Below are 17278 nucleotides of genomic sequence, written 5' to 3' on the forward strand. Positions count from 1 at the left end.
TTTCTACTGATTCATAAGACAAAAGAAACTTGTCTTACTGTTTTTCTTGATCTTCAATTGTTTTCTTAAGGGCGTTCCAAGCCAAGGTTGCACACTTAATCCGTTGCGGGAATTTGGCAACGCCTGACAAGAAGGCTGCATCGCCTAGTTGGTCTTGGCGTTCATCTTTTTGTCCTTGAACCATTTCAGAAAAAATAGCTGCTAGTTCTAAGATTTCTTGTTTGGTTTTTCCTAAAACGGCATCTGTCATCATACTTGCAGAGGCAGTTGAGATGGTACAGCCTGAATTTAGAAAAGCGATATTTTCTAAACGATCCTCTGCATCAAACTTGACAGAGAGATTGATGACATCTCCACAGGTTGGATTGTTGAGACTGATTTGCTCAGCGTCTTCCAACTTTCCTTGGTGATGAGGATTTTTCGAATGGTCTGCTACCACTGCCATATAGAGGCTATCTAGTTTAGAAAGTGCCATTGAAAAACTCCTTTGTCTTTTGTAAAGCATCGACTAGCTTGTCGCAATCTGCCTTGGTATTGTAGATATAAAAACTTGCACGAGCTGTTGCTGGGACATCCAAATACTGGAGCAAGGGTTGCGCACAATGGTGACCTGCACGAACTGCAACACCTTCATAATCCAAAGCAGTCGCAAGGTCGTGAGGATGGATATCCTCTAGGTTAAAGGCAATGACACCTGAACGTTGAGCCAAATCTTGCGAACCGTATATGGTCAATCCTTCAATTGCTTGTAATTTTGGAAAGACATATGCAATCAGTTCTTGTTCATGGACTTCAATGACATCCATACCAATATTTTCTAGGTAATCCACTGCAGCAGCAAGTCCAATTGCACCTGCCATGTTGGGAGTTCCAGCCTCGAATTTCCAAGGCAATTCCTTCCAGCTTGCAGATTGTTCATAAACGAAATCAATCATCTCGCCACCAAACTCCACCGGTGACATTTGTTCCAGATACTTTTCTTTGCCATAAAGAACACCAATGCCTGTCGGACCAGCCATCTTGTGACCTGAGAAAGCAAAGAAATCTACATCCAAGTCCTGGACATCAATCTTCATATGCGGTGTAGACTGAGCACCATCCACCACCATAATAGCTCCAACTTCATGAGCCATTTGAGTGATTTCTTTGATAGGGTTTACTACTCCAAGAACATTGGAAGCATGAGCTAACGAGACAAACTTAACCTTGTCCGTCAATTTAGATCGCAAGTCATCCATATCCAGAGCGCCATCTTTGAGATAGACATAGACAAGCTCAGCTCCTGTCTTGCGACAAGCTTCCTGCCAAGGAATGATGTTGGAATGGTGTTCCATGACTGAAATCAAGACCTGGTCTCCCTCAGTCAAGATTTCCTCAGCGAAGCGTGCCACCCAGTTGAGACTAGTTGTGGTACCTCTGGTAAAGAGAATTTCCTTTGTCGACCCCGCGTTGATGAACTTACGAACAGTTTCACGAGCAGCTTCGTAGGATGCTGTCGCACGTTCAGCTAAAGTATGAACCCCACGGTGAACATTGGCATTATCCTGCTTATAGTAGCGATTAATGGCTTCCAGAACTGCTAATGGTTTTTGTGTCGTCGCAGCATTATCCAAATAAACCAGAGGTTCGTCATTGACAATCTGGTCTAAAATCGGAAAATCCTTGCGAATCGCTTCTACATCTAACATAGGCTTCCCCTTAGCGTTTTGACAATTTTTCTTCGATGGTTGCAATCATTTCATCGCGAACTTCCTTAACTGGAATCTCAACAATAACAGATCCAAGGAAACCACGAACAACCAAACGTTCTGCAGTTGCCTTGTCCAAGCCACGGCTCATGAGGTAGTACATGTCTTCTGGATCTACTTGTCCGATAGAAGCCGCGTGACCTGCAGTAACGTCATTTTCATCAATCAAAAGAATCGGGTTGGCATCTGAACGCGCTTGGTCTGAAAGCATGAGAACACGACTCTCTTGTTGCGCATCTGCTCCCTTGGCACCCTTGATAATGTGGCCGATACCGTTGAAAGTTAAAGTTGCTTTTTCAAGAATAACCCCATGTTGGAGGATATTTCCGATTGAGTTGCAACCATAGTTAGTCACTCGTGTATCAATCCCTTGTACCTGACGACCACTTGATAGGGCAACGACCTTAAGATCTGCATGGCTACCATTACCAATCAAGTCACTATCAAAGTCTGCAACGACGTTTCCTTCGTTCATGACACCGATAGCCCAGTCAATATTTGCATCGTTGCCCAATTTACCACGGCGGCTAATGTAGGCAGTGACGTTCTCACCTAGTCGGTCAATCGCTGCAAACTTCACTTGCGCGCCTGAACGAGCAATCACTTCTACTGTGATGTTAGCAGTTGCTTTAGCACTACCTTGGCCACGTGACTCTAAACGTTCAAGGTAACTAATCTTACTGTTTTTACCAGCGATGATTAGAATATGCTTGTTAAATGGTACATCACTGTCGCTGTCTTGGTAGAAAATACCTTCAATTGGTTCTGTGATTTCCACGTTATCAGGGATATAGAGAACCGCACCACTGTTAAAGTAGGCTGTATGGTAGGCTGCTAATTTATCATCATCGTATTTAACAGATGACATGAAGAATTCCTCAATAAGCTCTGGAATTTCTTCTAAAGCTGAGTGGAAGTCTGTAAAGACCACTCCTTGTTCAGCCAACTCAACTGGTGTTTGTTCAAAAACAGTTTGGGTTCCTACTTGCACCAACTTCAAGTGATTATCTAGAGCTGTGAAGTCAGGAACATTTGCTGATGGCTCACTTTCTGTAATCGTTCCATCACCCAGATTCCAACGGTGAAATTTGACACGCTCAATGACTGGCAATTCCAAACTTTCAATCTTGTCAAAAGCTTTTTGACGGAGGTCAGCCAACCAGCTTGGTTCAGCGTGCATTTCTGAAAAAAGTTTAATAGTTTCTTTAGTCATTTACTTCTCCTAAAAGATACGAGGGAATTACAATTCTTCCTTGTAGTCATAGCCAAGTTCTTCAGCTAGTTTCGCGTATCCTTCACGTTCCAAGCGTGCAGCCAATTCTGGACCACCAGAAAGAACAACACGACCTTCCATCATGACGTGTACCACATCAGGTGTGATGTAGTTCAAAAGACGTTGGTAGTGAGTGATAATCATAGCACCAAAACCTTCACCACGCATAGCATTAACACCTTTAGAAACAACTTTAAGAGCGTCAATATCAAGACCAGAGTCAATCTCATCCAAAAGGGCAAAAGTTGGTTCCAACATCAAAAGCTGAAGAATTTCATTACGTTTTTTCTCACCACCAGAGAAACCTTCGTTGAGGTAACGCTCTGCCATTTCTTCTTTCATGTTAAGCAATTCCATTTTTTCGTCTAGCTTAGTGATAAACTCACGAACTGAAATTTTCTCATCATCTTCTTTACCAGCATTCATGGCTGCACGAAGAAACTCAGCATTGGTAATCCCAGGAATTTCAGATGGGTATTGCATAGCAAGGAAAAGTCCCATACGCGCACGCTCATCCACTTCCAACTCAAGGATATTTACACCGTCAAACAAGACTTCACCTTTGGTTACTTCATAGTTTGGGTTTCCCATGATAGCGGCAGAAAGAGTTGATTTACCAGTACCATTCGGTCCCATGATAGCGGCAATTTCTCCTGTTTTCAGGGTCAGATTAACCCCTTTTAAAATTTCTTTTCCTTCAATCTCAACGTGAAGATCTTTGATCTCTAATACTGACATGATAGTTCCTTTCTTTTCAATCCGTTTTACCATTTTCGCTAGAAAATTGTCCTTAGTTTTCTAGTAAAAAACGATAAAATATCAATAAATATACTTTAATAGTATAACAAAAAAAAGCCTAAAAGGCTTTAATTTTGTCTAGAAGCTGAGGGTTACTTCTTTCCACGAAAATGATCATCTATAGCGTTGACAATTTTACCCATAATATAGCTGACTCTAAAATTTCTTAGGATTAAAATAGCCCAAAGCAAGGCCACGATATACCGTTGCTCCATGATGGATTCATTAAAAAAATAAGTCTCGGCAGCAGTAAACAAGCCCATAATTATAAATTGTTGTCTGTTCATCGTATTATGTTACAAAATCCTTTTAATCTTCTGCTATGGTCACTTTATCCGCTAGAAATTCAAATCCTTGAGGAAGGACAGATTCTTCAACTTCTTCCTTAATCGGTTGACCTTGAGACGATTTAGCCTTCGCTGAGAAATCAGCTCTGACTTCTTTCCACTCTTCCATGGAAATAGCAAGAATCTCTGGTGAAAATCCCGCTGCTTGACTGAGTATATTGCCAAACATGGTGTTGAGATTATCACGTTTCATGGTCTGACCAGCATTGAAGTTAGACTCAAATGCAAGAATCGCATGGTGCTCATTAGCCGCAACAGGTTGAGAACCAACTAAAAGTGCCTTATCAGGACCTGACAAGCTTTCAATAACTTCACCCCAAGCATTTTGAAGACGAATTAGATTGTGACGGGCTAAATCAGGATTTTCAACAGCTTCTTGAAGAATAGACTGAACCTTATTACGATCTACACGATAAATTGACTTGCTGTTAACTGGACGACTCGGTGTTGGTGTAGTCTGCTTAGGACTCGTATTAACATTTGCCAGAGCCTGTTTCAATCGCGCAACTTCTTCTCTAAGTGAGGCTAATTCTCCACTTGTATCATCTGATAATGTTGGTTTTGAATCTATCTCTGCCAAACGAATGGTCATCATTTCAGCATAAATCTTAGGCTGTAAGCTAGCCTTGATATCAGCTAAACTACTTGTCGCAATTCCAATCATTTCAAACAAAACAGCCTGTGAAAGACCTAGGTTATCCTTAAAGAGATCACTATGGTGAGTATTCTCCCCACCAGTTTGGACAATCAAAATATCCCGAAGATACTGCAACAAATCCGTTACAAATCGTGTCATGCTTTTTCCGTTATCAAAAATCAAATTAAGATTTTCCAAAGCACGAATCACATCTTTTTGTGCCAAGGCAGCCACATAATTATCCAAAGCACTTAGACTAATAGTCCCCGTAATTTCCTCAGAAACAGCTGTTGTTAATCTAGCATCTTGAGTCAAGCTCAATGCTTGGTCTAAAATGGACAAAGCATCCCGCATACCACCTTCGGCCCTACGAGCGATAATCTCAACAGCTTCAATTTCATAAGCAATCCCTTCCTTCTCTAAAATATGGAAGATATGATCTCGAATATCCTGAGTTCTAATAGATTTGAACTCGAAGCGTTGAACACGAGACAAAATGGTTGCAGGAATCTTATGTAGCTCTGTCGTTGCTAAGATAAAAACAACATTAGGAGTTGGTTCTTCAAGAGTTTTCAAAAGGGCATTGAAGGCTCCAGTTGAAAGCATATGAACCTCATCAATGATATAGACCTTATACTGAGCTATACTTGGAGCATAGGTTGATTTATCACGGATATCACGAATTTCATCCACCCCATTGTTAGAGGCCGCGTCCATTTCAATAACGTCTTCCAAGCTACCGTCTGTCACCGCCTGACAGATATAACAGTTATTACAAGGTTCTCCTCCCTCTTGATTAGGGCAGTTCATAGCCTTGGCAAAAATTTTGGCTACGCTAGTTTTTCCAGTTCCACGAGGCCCTGAAAAAAGATAAGCATGGCTGATCTTTTCCTGCTCTACAGCTTGTTTCAGAGTTTTTGCAACAATTTCTTGGCCTACTAACTGTGAAAATGTTTGACTTCTATATTTTCGATAAAGGGCCTGATACATTACGCTTTCTCCTCAAACATTGAAAAATTCCATTCGGTTTTCTCTAACAAAATAGCAACAAACTCTTCTAGATATTTCTGATCCAACTCATCATAATCATCAACAAGAGATGAATCTAAATCTAGAACTCCCAAAAGACGTCCCTCTTTAACCATCGGCACAACAATTTCACTCCGAGCACTACTATCGCAAGAAATATAGTTTGGATAGGTTTTTACATCACCAACAATAACTGTTTGACGGCTACCTGCCGATTCGCCACAAACACCTTTTCCAAGAGCGATTCGTACACATGAAACTCCACCTTGAAAGGGTCCCAAGATCAGTTCATTCCCATCAAATAGATAGAAACCTGCAAAAACAGTATTGGGAAAGCTTGTTTTTAGCAAAGCACTAGCATTAGAAAGATTAGCCAACACATTGGGCTCTCCTTCTAAAAGATAAGAGAGCTGTTCATTTATTATTTGATAAAGTGATTCTTTTTCTGAATATAACATAAAACCATTATATCAAAAAATGCTAGTAGAAAAAAGAAAAATCCCTTGTTTTAAAAACAAAGGATTTTATTCAAATTCGAATGGATTAAAGTTCGATGTCCCCGAACAAGTCAGCCATTGAGAATCCTGTTTGAGTTTCAGGAAGTTCAAAATCACGTTTTTCTTGACGTCTTGGACGACGTGGACGTGGAGCGCGTTTTTCTTCTTTTTGTCCTTCTTCTTGAGCTGGACGTTCTTCAAGAGCTTTGATAGAAAGAGATACACGTTCTGCATCAGCGTTAACTTCAAGAACTTTAACAGTAACTTCTTGACCAACTTTAAGAGCTTCTTTTGGATTTTCAATACGTTTGTGTGAAATTTGTGATACGTGAACAAGTCCATCAATACCTGGCAATACTTCAACAAATGCACCGAAGTCAGTCAAACGTTTAACTGTACCTTCTACAACATCACCTTTAGCCAATTTTTGCTCAACGCCATCCCATGGTCCAGGTGTTGTAGCTTTAAGTGAAAGTGATACACGTCCTTCTTCTTCGTTAAGATCAAGGATTTTCACTTCAACTTCTTCACCAACAGTTACAACTGATTTTGGTGAAACGTTACGTTCGTGTGACAATTCAGTCAAGTGAACCAAACCGTCAACACCACCAAGGTCGATGAAAGCACCGAAGCTTGTGATACGTGCAACTTTACCAGTTACAACATCACCAACAGCCAATTTACCAAATACTTCAGCACGAGCTGCTGCAGTTGCTGCTTCTACAACTTCACGACGTGAAAGGATGAAGCGGTTTTCTTTAGGATCAACTTCTTTGATTTTAGCATCAAACTCTTGACCTACAAAACGCTCAGTGTTACGTACAAAACGAGTATCCAACATTGAAGCTGGGATAAATCCACGTACACCTTCAAATTCTACTGAAAGTCCACCCTTAACAGCGCGAGTTCCTTTAACTGTAACAACTTCTTCTTCGCGTCCTACAAGTTTGTCCCATGCTTTGCGAGCTTCAAGGCGTTTTTTAGATACAAGGTATGTTACTGTATCAGTATCTTTACCAACTACTTGACGAAGTACAAGAACATCCAATACTTCACCTACTTTTACAAAGTCATTGATATCTGCATCGCGATCGTTTGTCAATTCGCGAAGAGTCAAGACACCTTCAACACCAGTTCCAGAGATTGCAACGTTAGCTTGAGTAGCATCAACTGTCAATACTTCAGCACTAACAACATCACCTGGCTCAACTTGGCTAACGCTATTTAGCAAATCTTCAAATTCGTTCATCTAAAAAATCCTCCAACAATCAAGTTTTTCTTAAACTTGACATACTTATAATTTTTTCCTAAGCACCCGCAAAGACATGTTATATCGTTCACGTCCTTCAATTATAAAAATAAAATACCCTAAGATATTTTTCTTTTTATCCTTGAATTTATTACCTAAGAACTGGGGTAGCTGGATTCGAACCAACGCATGAGGGAGTCAAAGTCCCTTGCCTTACCGCTTGGCTATACCCCAAAAGTGAAATGGAGAGAGAGGGATTCGAACCCCCGAACCCGAAGGAGCGGATTTACAGTCCGCCGCGTTTAGCCTCTTCGCTATCTCTCCAATGTTCAACAAAAACTATTATATCATGAAAATTTACAAAAAACAAGCTTTATTTTGCTAAATTATAGTTTTCAATCAAAATTTCCACAGCTTTTTCAAGTTTTTTATAAAAACTATCGACATTTCCATTCTTTATGATCGCAAATTGATTATCTAGTTCAGCAATTTCACCAATAACCTTTTTACCAATCGTTAAAGTATACCCTTCATACTTTTCTTTACCAACTAAAACAGTTGCGTCTGTTAATTGAATTTCAATTTTTTTATCTTTTTTACTCATACGATACCTCTTTTCACTCTTCCTATTGTACAAGAAATTTAAAAAACTGGCAAGAAAAAACTCTTTATCAAGACAACCTTGATAAAGAGTTTTTGTGACAAAATCTAATTTTTTAATCTAGTGAAGACTCATCGTTAGTGGGTTGTACCACCCACTAATTTTATGTCCTTATCTTTATAATCTACGATAGCACCAATCGCAGCTTCGATACCTCTGACGATATCAGTTAAATTCATAGATGCTGTATTAGGTTTATTGATCACCTGTTCTGTCATATAAGGAATATGCATAAAACCTGCTCTCATATCGGAAAATTTCTTATCCGCTAAATAGAGAGCCTGGTACATCAGATGATTACAAACAAAGGTTCCCGCTGTATTGGAAACTGTAGCTGGTAGCCCTTCCTCTTTTATGGCTTGTACCATTGCTTTGATAGGGAGTGTGCTAAAATAGGCAGCTTCTCCATCTAGTCGAATAGGTGTATCTATCGGCTGATTTCCTTGGTTATCAGGAATTCTAGCATCATCTTGGTTGATGGCAACACGCTCAGGAGTTAGACTAGCTCTTCCTCCTGCTTGTCCGATGCAAAGCACCGCATCTGGCTGAAAGCGGACGATTGCTGTTTCTAATACCTCTGCTGCTTTATAAAAGACTGTTGGGATTTCTACCCAATGAATTTCAGCTCCATGAATCTCTTTCGGTAATAATTTAACAGCTTCCAGAGCTGGATTGAGCTTTTCACCACCAAAAGGATCAAAACCTGTTACTAATATTTTCATTTTATTTCCTTTGCTAAAACGCCAAAAAGTACATCAAAAATACGTGGATGATAATCATGATAATAGCTACTCCTACTTGCGCTTTGATGACCCCATTTGGATCTTTCATATCCAGAAGAGCTGCCGGTAAAGCATTGAAGTTAGCTGCCATAGGAGTCAATAAGGTTCCACAGCACCCTGCCGTCATTGCTAGAGCAGCGGCTACAATTGGATCAGCTCCTAAGGCAAATACAAAGGGAACTCCAATTCCAGCAGTAATAACAGTAAAGGCAGCAAAGGCGTTACCCATTATCATGGAGAATAAAACCATCCCAAGGACATAAGCCACTACACCCAAAAAACGACTGCCCGATGGAACTAAACCACTTATCAAGTGAGAAATCAGGTCTCCAACTCCTGCTACGGTAAATATTGCCCCTAAAGCACCCAAAAGTTGAGGCACAATCCCACTAGTTGAGACTTGTTGCACCATGCGATTGTTTTCTGCTAACAAACTTCTAGGAGAACTCTTGGTAATCAATAAAAGAGAGATGGTTGCGAAAAATGCAGCAAGACTGATAGCAATCTTACTAAACTCAGGGATCATTTTTGCTAATACCAAAGCAATCAAAGCCATTAACATGACTGGAATAAAAATTTTATTCTTTAGTCGTTTAGCTTCAATGTTTGCCTTGACTTCATCCAGAGACGGTAAGGTTCCGATACGAACCTGTTTAAAGAGAGTTAGCAGGGCCAATAGCACTACAATAACTCCAATACAGACAGAAGGTAGATAGGAACCACCAATAAAACTGATGCCCAATAAAGCCCAAAACCCAGCCGTTCCAAAGCGAACTGGGTTTGTTTTATCTTTATAGCTACAATAAGCCGTATGAAGGAATTGACAACCAATCACAATATAGGTCAACTCTAATAACTGTCTTGCTAGATTGGTCATTCATCTTTTCCTTTACTAACCTTATTTGCTAGCAGTTTTCTATCAAACAGGTAATTGTAAATCCCAACTATAAATAGGGCAATTCCTGCAACTATAAGCGAAGCTGAAGCAATTCCTGCATAATTACTTTCGTAACCTAATTGGTCCAGTGTGCCCCCTATCAAGAGGACACCGCCTGCACCAACGAAAGTGTTTTGAGCAAAGAAATTTGCAAAATTATCATTTGCTGCTGCACGCGCTTTTAGCGCTTCGCTCTCCTGCTCCGTTAATTTTCTACCTAATTGTAACTCTGCTGCTGCTTGTCCCATGGGTTGAACCAAAGGCCTTACAAACTGCGGATGTCCTCCAAGACGAATGGCAAAGAAGCTATCGAGTTCCCGAAAAAAGAAATACACTGTATAAAAACTTCCTACGGTCAGACCTTTAATCTTTTGAATCAAGTCAATCGAACGTTGCTTGAGGCCAAAAGTTTCAGATAAACCTACCAGTGGCAAGGTTACCATAAAAATCGTAAGAACTCGTTGATTACTAAATTCTTTTCCCAAAATTTCCAAGAATTCAACAAGAGAAACTCCAGAAACTAGAGCTGTAACTAAACTAGCTAAGACTACCGTTGCGATTGTATCTAACTTATAGATAAAACCAACCACAATGATAAGTATCCCTATTAGTTTAATCCATTCCATATAGGCCCCTTTATTCCAAAAATACTAGTCTGTTTTATTTGACATGACTTTCTAATTCTTTTTGGTATTTATTGTTTGATTCCAATTTTTCTTTTTGCCATTTTTCAAGAGCTGCTTGATATTCTTTAGCAGATACAATCTCTTTTTGCAATTTCATTCCCTTGAAGATGTATGGATCACCCTTAATACCTACTTGTGAGTATGGTTTAGAGAATGGAACGACGTTGCTGACAACTGGTGAACCACCTGATGAAGCTGTTGGCATCAAGAGAGAACTATCAGTGAGCCAAGCTTGCGCTTTAGCATATTTTTCATATCTCTTATCTAAGTCATTTTTCTCAGAAACTGCATCATCCAAGAGTTTCTTATATTCGTCCAAACCTAGTTGAGCTACTACTTCCTTATCTTTTCCTTTAGTAATACCAAGGTGTTTCATAGCAGAACCGGTCTTAGGATCCATGATATTGAGATAACTTGCTGGGTCTTGATAGCTTGGAGCCCATCCAGTACTGTTCAAGTCATAGTCTTTTTGAGCAGGAACACGCGCTTGAGATGTAATGCTTTCTTTCTCGTTATCAGTCATCTGAAGGACATCGATCACGACATTTTCTGAACCAAGAGTTGACTCGATTGATTGTTTAAAGGAATTGCTTTGTTGAACGGCAATGGTATCTGTCTGTTCAACTGGGACATCTAAGTGAATTGGGAAGGTTACACCTTTTGCTTCCAACTCTTTCTTAGCTTTTTCAAATGAAGCTTTGGCTTTGTCAGGATTGTAGATGGTATCTTTTCCGTCAACGAGCTCAACACCTTTCCATTGGTCTCCATAGTTGACCAATTCTTTTTGAGCGATATCACCAAAGTTTTTGCCACCAGATTGTACAAAGTTATCTGGTACTAAGCTGTTACGAATAATCTTGTCCGCACCATCTTCACCATTGAGCTGGGCAGCATAAGAATGACGGTTGAAGGCAAAGTTGATGGCTTGACGGAAGTCCTTGTTCAACATTGCTTCTTTTGTAGAAGTTTTCTGTTCTTCACTTGTTTTCGCTGTCTTATTGAAAGATTGACGGTTTACGTTAAAGGTAAAGTAGTAACTAGTTGAATCCTGTGGACTATATGTAATTTTATCCCCGTATTGTTCCAAAGTAGAAGCAAAGTTTGAGCTACTTGGGAAGAGACGAGCTGTTGTGTAAACACCCGAAGAGAAGCTACGGATCAAGGATTCTTGGTCTGATCCATCATAGTAAGTTAATTTAACTTTCTCGATTTTAACCTTCTCTTTATCCCAATAATTTGGGTTCTTTTCATATTCGATTAAAGATTTTGAAGTCAATGTCTTCAAAATATATGGACCGTTATAAAGAATACCAGCTGGACTGACCGTTCCATAATTTTTACCAGAAGCTTTGAGGAATTCTTCATTTACTGGCAACATAGTTGCTGAAGTTACTTTTGAATTCCAGAAAGTTTCAGGTGCGTTTAGAGTGTACTCAACAGTATAATCATCCACTGCCTTAACTCCAACTGTTGAGAAGTCGTTCGTCTCACCAGTCATATATTCATTCAAGCCCTTAATTGAGTTTTGAATAAGAGTGACACCGTCTGATTTGCCATCAGCTACGTGTTTCAACCCTGTAACAAAATCATGCGCAGTTACTTCAGCGTATTCTTCACCTTCTGACGTGTACCATTTAACCCCTTTACGAAGTTTATAAGTATAAGTCAAACCGTCTTGTGAGACACTCCAATCCTCAGCGAGGGAAGGAATCAAATTCCCATATTCATCGTTTTCCAACAAACCATCAACAACGTTACCGATGATATCAGTTGTTGAAGTACGAGTTGCGATACTGTAGTCCAAAGATGATGGGTCTACTCCATAGACATAAGAGAAAGTTGTAGGCGCATCTGCTTCCTTGTCAGCTTTACCACAAGCTACAAGAAGGACTGCTGTACTCAGGACCACTCCTGCTGTTAACATCCACTTTTTCGTTTTCATAAAGATCTCCTTTAATAATTTTTAATCTACTTTTACAATCCAACCTTCTGGTGCTTCAATGTCACCAAATTGAATACCTGTCAATTCATCATATAGTTTACGAGTCACTGGACCAACCTCTGTTTCACTGTAGAAAACGTGGAAGTCATCACCATGTTGGATTCCTCCAATTGGTGAGATAACTGCCGCAGTACCGCAGGCACCTGCTTCTACAAATCGATCCAGACTATCAATTGGTACATCTCCCTCAACAGGCTTCAAGCCCAAACGATGCTCTGCCAAGTAAAGCAATGAGTACTTGGTAATCGATGGCAAGATTGATGGACTCAGTGGGGTTACAAACTCATTATCAGCTGTAATTCCAAAGAAGTTTGCTGAACCAACTTCTTCAATCTTAGTATGGGTTGATGGGTCTAGATAAATAACATCTGAGAAATGACGGGATTTAGCCATTTTTCCTGGCAAAAGACTAGCTGCATAGTTCCCACCGACCTTGGCAGCCCCTGTTCCATTTGGTGCAGCACGGTCATACTCATCTTGAATCAAGAAGTTTGTTGGAACCAATCCACCCTTAAAGTAATTTCCAACTGGCATCGCAAAGATGGTAAAAATATACTCCTCAGCTGGTTTTACCCCAATGATATCTCCAACACCAATCAAGAGTGGACGAAGATAAAGGGTTCCACCAGTTCCATAAGGTGGTACATATTCCTCATTAGCACGAACAACGGCTTTACAAGCCTCTACAAACATTTCTGTTGGAACTTGTGGCATCAAGAGACGATCACAGGTACGTTGCAGACGTTTAGCGTTTTCATCTGGACGGAAGAGTTGAATACTGCCATCCTTTGTACGATAGGCTTTCAATCCTTCAAATGCTTGTTGTCCATAGTGAAGGCTTGGAGATGATTCTGAAATATGCAAGGTTGCATCTTCTGTTAATTCTCCTTGAGACCATTGTCCATTTTTAAAATTAGCGATATAACGATAAGGTAGTTTCATATAGGAAAAACCGAGATTTTCCCAATCGATCGTAACTGTCATGACAATCTCCTTTATTCTAATCAAGCTCTGTGTTCTATTCTACACTATTCTCCTAAAAATTCAAGTATTATTTGTAATTTTCTGAAAATTTTACTTATAAAAAATCAGTCACTAGGACCGATTTTTAATTTTCTTTGTCTTCTTTAAAGATTTCTTTGAGATAAGCATCAAAAACTTCTTCATCAGAAATGCTATCTGAGATAAAGCTTCCATTGCTTGTACGTTCTGATAGATTCAAATCTTGTAGGATTGATTCGTAAATCGTTCCATTATTTGATTGAATCACAAGTGTTTGTTCTCCATCTTCTACTTCTGTACTAAAGAGATCTCCAACAAATCCTTGTTCTGAGACCGCTCCAGCCAAGAATACGCGATGGGGTTTACTCTTTAATTCTCTCAAGACTTGAAGGCCACGATTGGCACGACTGGTTGCTGGAATTTCCTCTGTTGAAACACGTTTCAAGCTTCCACGTTGCGTCAAAAGATAGAAAGATGAAGTATTGCAGATAAAGGCTGCTTGTATCACATCATCTGCTTTCAAGTTCATGGCTTTGACACCTGCAGCTTTGGCACCAATAACTGGCACTTCTTCGATGTTAAAGCGGAGGGCATAACCGTTTCGACTGATCAACAGAACATCATCCAATTTAATCGGAGCTACTGCTACAATCTGGTCAGTATCATTTTTCAACTTAGCGTACTTGACAGATTTAGAACGATAGGTTCTCCATGGAGAGAATTCTTTGCGTTCTACCCGTTTGATTTGTCCAAGTCGTGTTGCTGCAAAATAAGTTGTCGCATCATCAAATTGATCCACAACTTCTACATAGAGCACTTCTTCATTGGTTTCAAAGTTTGTAATAGACTGGCTCAAATGCTCTCCGATATCCTTCCAACGAATATCTGCCAACTCATGGACTGGTCGATAAATGACATTCCCAAGCGTTGTAAAGATTAAAAGATGCTGGGTAGTTTTCACATTTTGAACGAATAGCAATCGGTCATCATCCCGTTTACCAATTTCTTCTAAGGTTGAAGCTGCAAAGGAACGAGGGCTAGTACGCTTGATATAACCTGCCCTAGTCACGCTGACATAAGTATCTTCTTCAGCAATCAGACTTGCTGTATCAATCTCAATGACTTTAGCTGTATCTTCTAAAGTACTCAATCGAGGTGTCGCAAATTTCTTCTTGACCTCACGAAGCTCTTTTTTCATGAGATTGTACATAGTTCGTTCATCACCGATGATAGCTGCAAGCATGGCAATCTTTTCACGGAGTTCTGCTTCTTCTTCTTGCAAGACAACAACGTCTGTCTTGGTCAAACGATACAATTGCAAGGTAACAATGGCCTCAGCCTGTTCTTCTGTAAAATCATAGCTGACCTTGAGGTTTTCCTTAGCGTCAGCCTTGTTCTCAGAAGCACGGATAAGGGCAATAACTTCATCCAGGATAGAGATGACACGAATCAAACCTTCCACGATATGGAGACGTTTTTCAGCCTTTTCCTTGTCAAAGCGAGAACGCGCCAAAATCACTTCACGACGGTGGGCAATATAGCTAGACAAGATTGGTACAATCCCAACCTGACGAGGGGTGAAATTGTCAATCGCAACCATATTGAAATTGTAGTTGATTTGTAGGTCAGTATACTTGAAAAGATAGTTAAGAACAAGCTCGGTATTCGCATCTTTCTTAAGTTCAATAGCGATGCGAAGACCATCACGGTCAGACTCATCACGAACCTCAGCGATACCTGCCACCTTGTTATTGACACGAACTTCATCGATTTTCTTGACTAAGTTAGCCTTATTAATCTCATAGGGAATCTCAGTGATAACGATTTGTTCCTTACCACCTTTAAGCTTCTCAATTTCCGTTTTGGAACGAACAACCACGCGCCCTTTACCAGTTTCATAGGCCTTTTTGATTTCATCACGGCCTTGGATAATCGCACCTGTAGGGAAATCCGGCCCAGGCAAGAATTCCATCAACTTATCAACCTTGGCAGTCGGATGGTCAATCATATAAACCGTAGCATCAATGACCTCAGCCAAATTATGCGGCGGAATATCTGTGGCATAACCAGCTGAAATCCCAGTTGAACCATTGACTAAAAGGTTTGGAAAGGCTGCTGGTAAGACAGTTGGCTCTTTCTCGGTATCGTCAAAGTTCCAAGCAAAGGGAACTGTCTTTTTCTCGATATCTTGAAGGAGATATCCTGCAATCTCAGACAAACGTGCCTCAGTATAACGCATAGCCGCAGGTGGATCTCCGTCCATGGAACCGTTATTCCCGTGCATTTCAACCAGAATCTCACGGTTTTTCCAATCCTGAGACATACGGACCATGGCATCATAGATAGAAGAATCCCCGTGTGGGTGGAAATTACCCATGATGTTCCCGACAGACTTAGCCGACTTACGGTAGCTCTTGTCAAAGGTATTACCATCTTTATTCATTGAATAAAGAATACGACGTTGAACCGGCTTCAATCCATCACGAATATCTGGCAAAGCCCGGTCTTGAATGATGTATTTGGAGTAGCGACCAAAGCGCTCTCCCATGATGTCCTCCAGGGACATGTTTTGAATGTTACTCATATAGGATACAAAGCCCGTAAAATGCAAAGTGAAAATAGGAAATTCTTAAAGCGAGCGACGCTCTCAAGAGAATTTATCTTTTTCACACAGCATTTAGGGCGTGTTCAACTCCTTTCAAAGAATGTAGAGTAGATTTTATAGAAAAGAATTTCAGTTACTTTATATAACTAAACTATCCTTTCTGTAGTTTAAAGTTATGAATTATGTTCTTTATTTTCTTAGTGATTTAGAAGTTTTTCCTCAGCATACTTAATCATCTTCTCAGCTACTTCCCTATCGTATTCAAAGCCCATCTTGTTAGCAAGATATTGAGCTTCTTGGTGGAAAAATTCCATGGTTGCTAATAAAGACTGAGTGATTTTATCTAAACTTGAGAAATCAAGAAGAGCAGAGAATTCCTTCTCCTTCTCAGCAGGCAAGTAGTTAAAGAGGTACTTGTAGTTCTTACCGATGTCGACTACTCCTCTATCACTTGCTACCTGCCAAGCTAAGATTTTCAAGAGTTCTTGCTGGCAAATATTGTAGAGATGATCCGTTGCATAAATGACTTGATTGCGACAAATGCCCTTGACTACATAGGCAGAAACCCACCAAAATTCATTGCAGGCTTTTTTAAAATCCTTCTCAGTAGCTGGACTTGTCCAGTAACGCTGAGGATTTGAAGAATATGGCGCAAACAAGCCCTTAGTGTCCTCTAGCACCGTGAAATCCGCTTCGCTTTCTACCCACTCCTTGATATGCACTTTAGGACATAGAGTCAAATCAATACGGTTACCATCTTCAAAGAGCATGAGGTAGAGACGACGGTTACCTAGGATATTATGTTGCTCAATGTTACACGTACCAAACTGGTCTATCCAAGATAAATCTGAAATCAACTCGTCCAGATTCTCTACAATATAGACAATATCATAGTCTTGAAATTCATCTTTTGGAGCTTGATCCTCTGTTCTTGAGCCAGACAGAGCCACAGCATCAACCTGTAACTTTTTAGCTATTTGTAAAATCAGGTCAAGCATTTCTGTTTCTGTTCTCATTTTAATACC

The 17278-nt window shown here is 40.1% G+C and carries 16 protein-coding genes and 2 tRNA genes; all 18 read right to left on the bottom strand.

From position 1 onward, the window contains the following. Positions 1–34 precede the first annotated feature (34 nt). Positions 35–475: a Fe-S cluster assembly sulfur transfer protein SufU gene (gene sufU, locus QM469_RS01730; protein WP_414275943.1), complete on the bottom strand. Its 441-nt coding sequence runs from the start codon at positions 473–475 to the stop codon at positions 35–37. Further along, a complete protein-coding gene (locus QM469_RS01735) occupies positions 462–1688 on the bottom strand; it encodes a cysteine desulfurase (protein WP_414275944.1) in 1227 nt (408 codons plus the stop codon). The genes sufU and QM469_RS01735 overlap by 14 nt, the downstream gene beginning before the upstream one ends. Before the next feature lie 10 nt (positions 1689–1698). Beyond that, on the bottom strand, positions 1699–2961 hold the full coding sequence (sufD, locus tag QM469_RS01740) for a Fe-S cluster assembly protein SufD (protein ID WP_414275945.1): 1263 nt from the start codon (positions 2959–2961) through the stop codon (positions 1699–1701). Positions 2962–2988: 27 nt separating this feature from the next. Continuing rightward, on the bottom strand, positions 2989–3759 hold the full coding sequence (gene sufC / locus QM469_RS01745; protein ID WP_000114489.1) for a Fe-S cluster assembly ATPase SufC: 771 nt from the start codon (positions 3757–3759) through the stop codon (positions 2989–2991). A 152-nt stretch (positions 3760–3911) separates the two neighbouring features. After that, the gene (locus tag QM469_RS01750) at positions 3912–4106 is read right to left on the bottom strand and encodes a DUF3272 family protein (RefSeq protein ID WP_414275946.1); all 195 of its coding nucleotides are present in this window, start codon (positions 4104–4106) and stop codon (positions 3912–3914) included. A gap of 22 nt (positions 4107–4128) precedes the next feature. Continuing rightward, positions 4129–5793: a DNA polymerase III subunit gamma/tau gene (dnaX, locus tag QM469_RS01755; RefSeq protein ID WP_414273367.1), complete on the bottom strand. Its 1665-nt coding sequence runs from the start codon at positions 5791–5793 to the stop codon at positions 4129–4131. Then, complete coding sequence (locus QM469_RS01760; protein WP_414273366.1) at positions 5793–6290, bottom strand: GAF domain-containing protein; 498 nt, start codon at positions 6288–6290, stop codon at positions 5793–5795. Before QM469_RS01760 ends, dnaX begins: the two co-directional genes overlap by 1 nt. An 85-nt stretch (positions 6291–6375) precedes the next feature. Beyond that, positions 6376–7578 (bottom strand): 30S ribosomal protein S1, encoded by a 1203-nt coding sequence (gene rpsA, locus QM469_RS01765; RefSeq protein WP_414273365.1) that lies wholly within the window; start codon positions 7576–7578, stop codon positions 6376–6378. Between the two features lie 162 nt (positions 7579–7740). Continuing rightward, positions 7741–7812, bottom strand: a tRNA-Gln gene (locus QM469_RS01770). A gap of 9 nt (positions 7813–7821) precedes the next feature. Next, positions 7822–7902 (bottom strand) — tRNA-Tyr (locus QM469_RS01775). A gap of 49 nt (positions 7903–7951) precedes the next feature. Next, positions 7952–8182, bottom strand: coding sequence for a DUF2969 domain-containing protein (locus tag QM469_RS01780; protein ID WP_000037108.1), 231 nt, complete (start codon positions 8180–8182; stop codon positions 7952–7954). A gap of 134 nt (positions 8183–8316) precedes the next feature. Next, entirely contained in the window at positions 8317–8961 is a 645-nt protein-coding gene (gene pcp, locus QM469_RS01785; protein WP_414273364.1) for a pyroglutamyl-peptidase I, read from the bottom strand. 13 nt (positions 8962–8974) lie between these two features. Then, complete coding sequence (locus QM469_RS01790) at positions 8975–9898, bottom strand: DUF979 domain-containing protein (protein ID WP_414273363.1); 924 nt, start codon at positions 9896–9898, stop codon at positions 8975–8977. Further along, complete coding sequence (locus QM469_RS01795; RefSeq protein ID WP_414273362.1) at positions 9895–10584, bottom strand: DUF969 domain-containing protein; 690 nt, start codon at positions 10582–10584, stop codon at positions 9895–9897. The genes QM469_RS01790 and QM469_RS01795 overlap by 4 nt, the downstream gene beginning before the upstream one ends. A gap of 34 nt (positions 10585–10618) precedes the next feature. Beyond that, on the bottom strand, positions 10619–12586 hold the full coding sequence (locus tag QM469_RS01800) for a peptide ABC transporter substrate-binding protein (RefSeq protein WP_414273361.1): 1968 nt from the start codon (positions 12584–12586) through the stop codon (positions 10619–10621). A 21-nt stretch (positions 12587–12607) separates the two neighbouring features. Next, positions 12608–13630 (bottom strand): branched-chain amino acid aminotransferase, encoded by a 1023-nt coding sequence (locus tag QM469_RS01805; RefSeq protein ID WP_000219010.1) that lies wholly within the window; start codon positions 13628–13630, stop codon positions 12608–12610. Between the two features lie 124 nt (positions 13631–13754). Next, positions 13755–16232: a DNA topoisomerase IV subunit A gene (parC, locus tag QM469_RS01810; protein ID WP_414308234.1), complete on the bottom strand. Its 2478-nt coding sequence runs from the start codon at positions 16230–16232 to the stop codon at positions 13755–13757. 218 nt (positions 16233–16450) lie between these two features. Beyond that, positions 16451–17269 carry an aminoglycoside 6-adenylyltransferase gene (locus QM469_RS01815; RefSeq protein WP_075231940.1) on the bottom strand — a complete coding sequence of 273 codons (819 nt, stop codon included), beginning with the start codon at positions 17267–17269 and terminating at the stop codon, positions 16451–16453. Positions 17270–17278: the final 9 nt, after the last annotated feature.

Source organism: Streptococcus infantis, from assembly GCF_047464215.1.
Classification (GTDB): Bacteria; Bacillota; Bacilli; order Lactobacillales; family Streptococcaceae; genus Streptococcus; species Streptococcus infantis_P.

What these genes read in the sequence shown, in the direction of transcription:
- sufU (WP_414275943.1), bottom strand. Translation starts at nt 475, where the DNA reads ATGGCACTTTCTAAACTAGATAGCCTCTATATGGCAGTGGTAGCAGAC.
- QM469_RS01735 (WP_414275944.1), bottom strand. Translation starts at nt 1,688, where the DNA reads ATGTTAGATGTAGAAGCGATTCGCAAGGATTTTCCGATTTTAGACCAG.
- sufD (WP_414275945.1), bottom strand. Translation starts at nt 2,961, where the DNA reads ATGACTAAAGAAACTATTAAACTTTTTTCAGAAATGCACGCTGAACCA.
- sufC (WP_000114489.1), bottom strand. Translation starts at nt 3,759, where the DNA reads ATGTCAGTATTAGAGATCAAAGATCTTCACGTTGAGATTGAAGGAAAA.
- QM469_RS01750 (WP_414275946.1), bottom strand. Translation starts at nt 4,106, where the DNA reads ATGAACAGACAACAATTTATAATTATGGGCTTGTTTACTGCTGCCGAG.
- dnaX (WP_414273367.1), bottom strand. Translation starts at nt 5,793, where the DNA reads ATGTATCAGGCCCTTTATCGAAAATATAGAAGTCAAACATTTTCACAG.
- QM469_RS01760 (WP_414273366.1), bottom strand. Translation starts at nt 6,290, where the DNA reads ATGTTATATTCAGAAAAAGAATCACTTTATCAAATAATAAATGAACAG.
- rpsA (WP_414273365.1), bottom strand. Translation starts at nt 7,578, where the DNA reads ATGAACGAATTTGAAGATTTGCTAAATAGCGTTAGCCAAGTTGAGCCA.
- QM469_RS01780 (WP_000037108.1), bottom strand. Translation starts at nt 8,182, where the DNA reads ATGAGTAAAAAAGATAAAAAAATTGAAATTCAATTAACAGACGCAACT.
- pcp (WP_414273364.1), bottom strand. Translation starts at nt 8,961, where the DNA reads ATGAAAATATTAGTAACAGGTTTTGATCCTTTTGGTGGTGAAAAGCTC.
- QM469_RS01790 (WP_414273363.1), bottom strand. Translation starts at nt 9,898, where the DNA reads ATGACCAATCTAGCAAGACAGTTATTAGAGTTGACCTATATTGTGATT.
- QM469_RS01795 (WP_414273362.1), bottom strand. Translation starts at nt 10,584, where the DNA reads ATGGAATGGATTAAACTAATAGGGATACTTATCATTGTGGTTGGTTTT.
- QM469_RS01800 (WP_414273361.1), bottom strand. Translation starts at nt 12,586, where the DNA reads ATGAAAACGAAAAAGTGGATGTTAACAGCAGGAGTGGTCCTGAGTACA.
- QM469_RS01805 (WP_000219010.1), bottom strand. Translation starts at nt 13,630, where the DNA reads ATGACAGTTACGATCGATTGGGAAAATCTCGGTTTTTCCTATATGAAA.
- parC (WP_414308234.1), bottom strand. Translation starts at nt 16,232, where the DNA reads ATGAGTAACATTCAAAACATGTCCCTGGAGGACATCATGGGAGAGCGC.
- QM469_RS01815 (WP_075231940.1), bottom strand. Translation starts at nt 17,269, where the DNA reads ATGAGAACAGAAACAGAAATGCTTGACCTGATTTTACAAATAGCTAAA.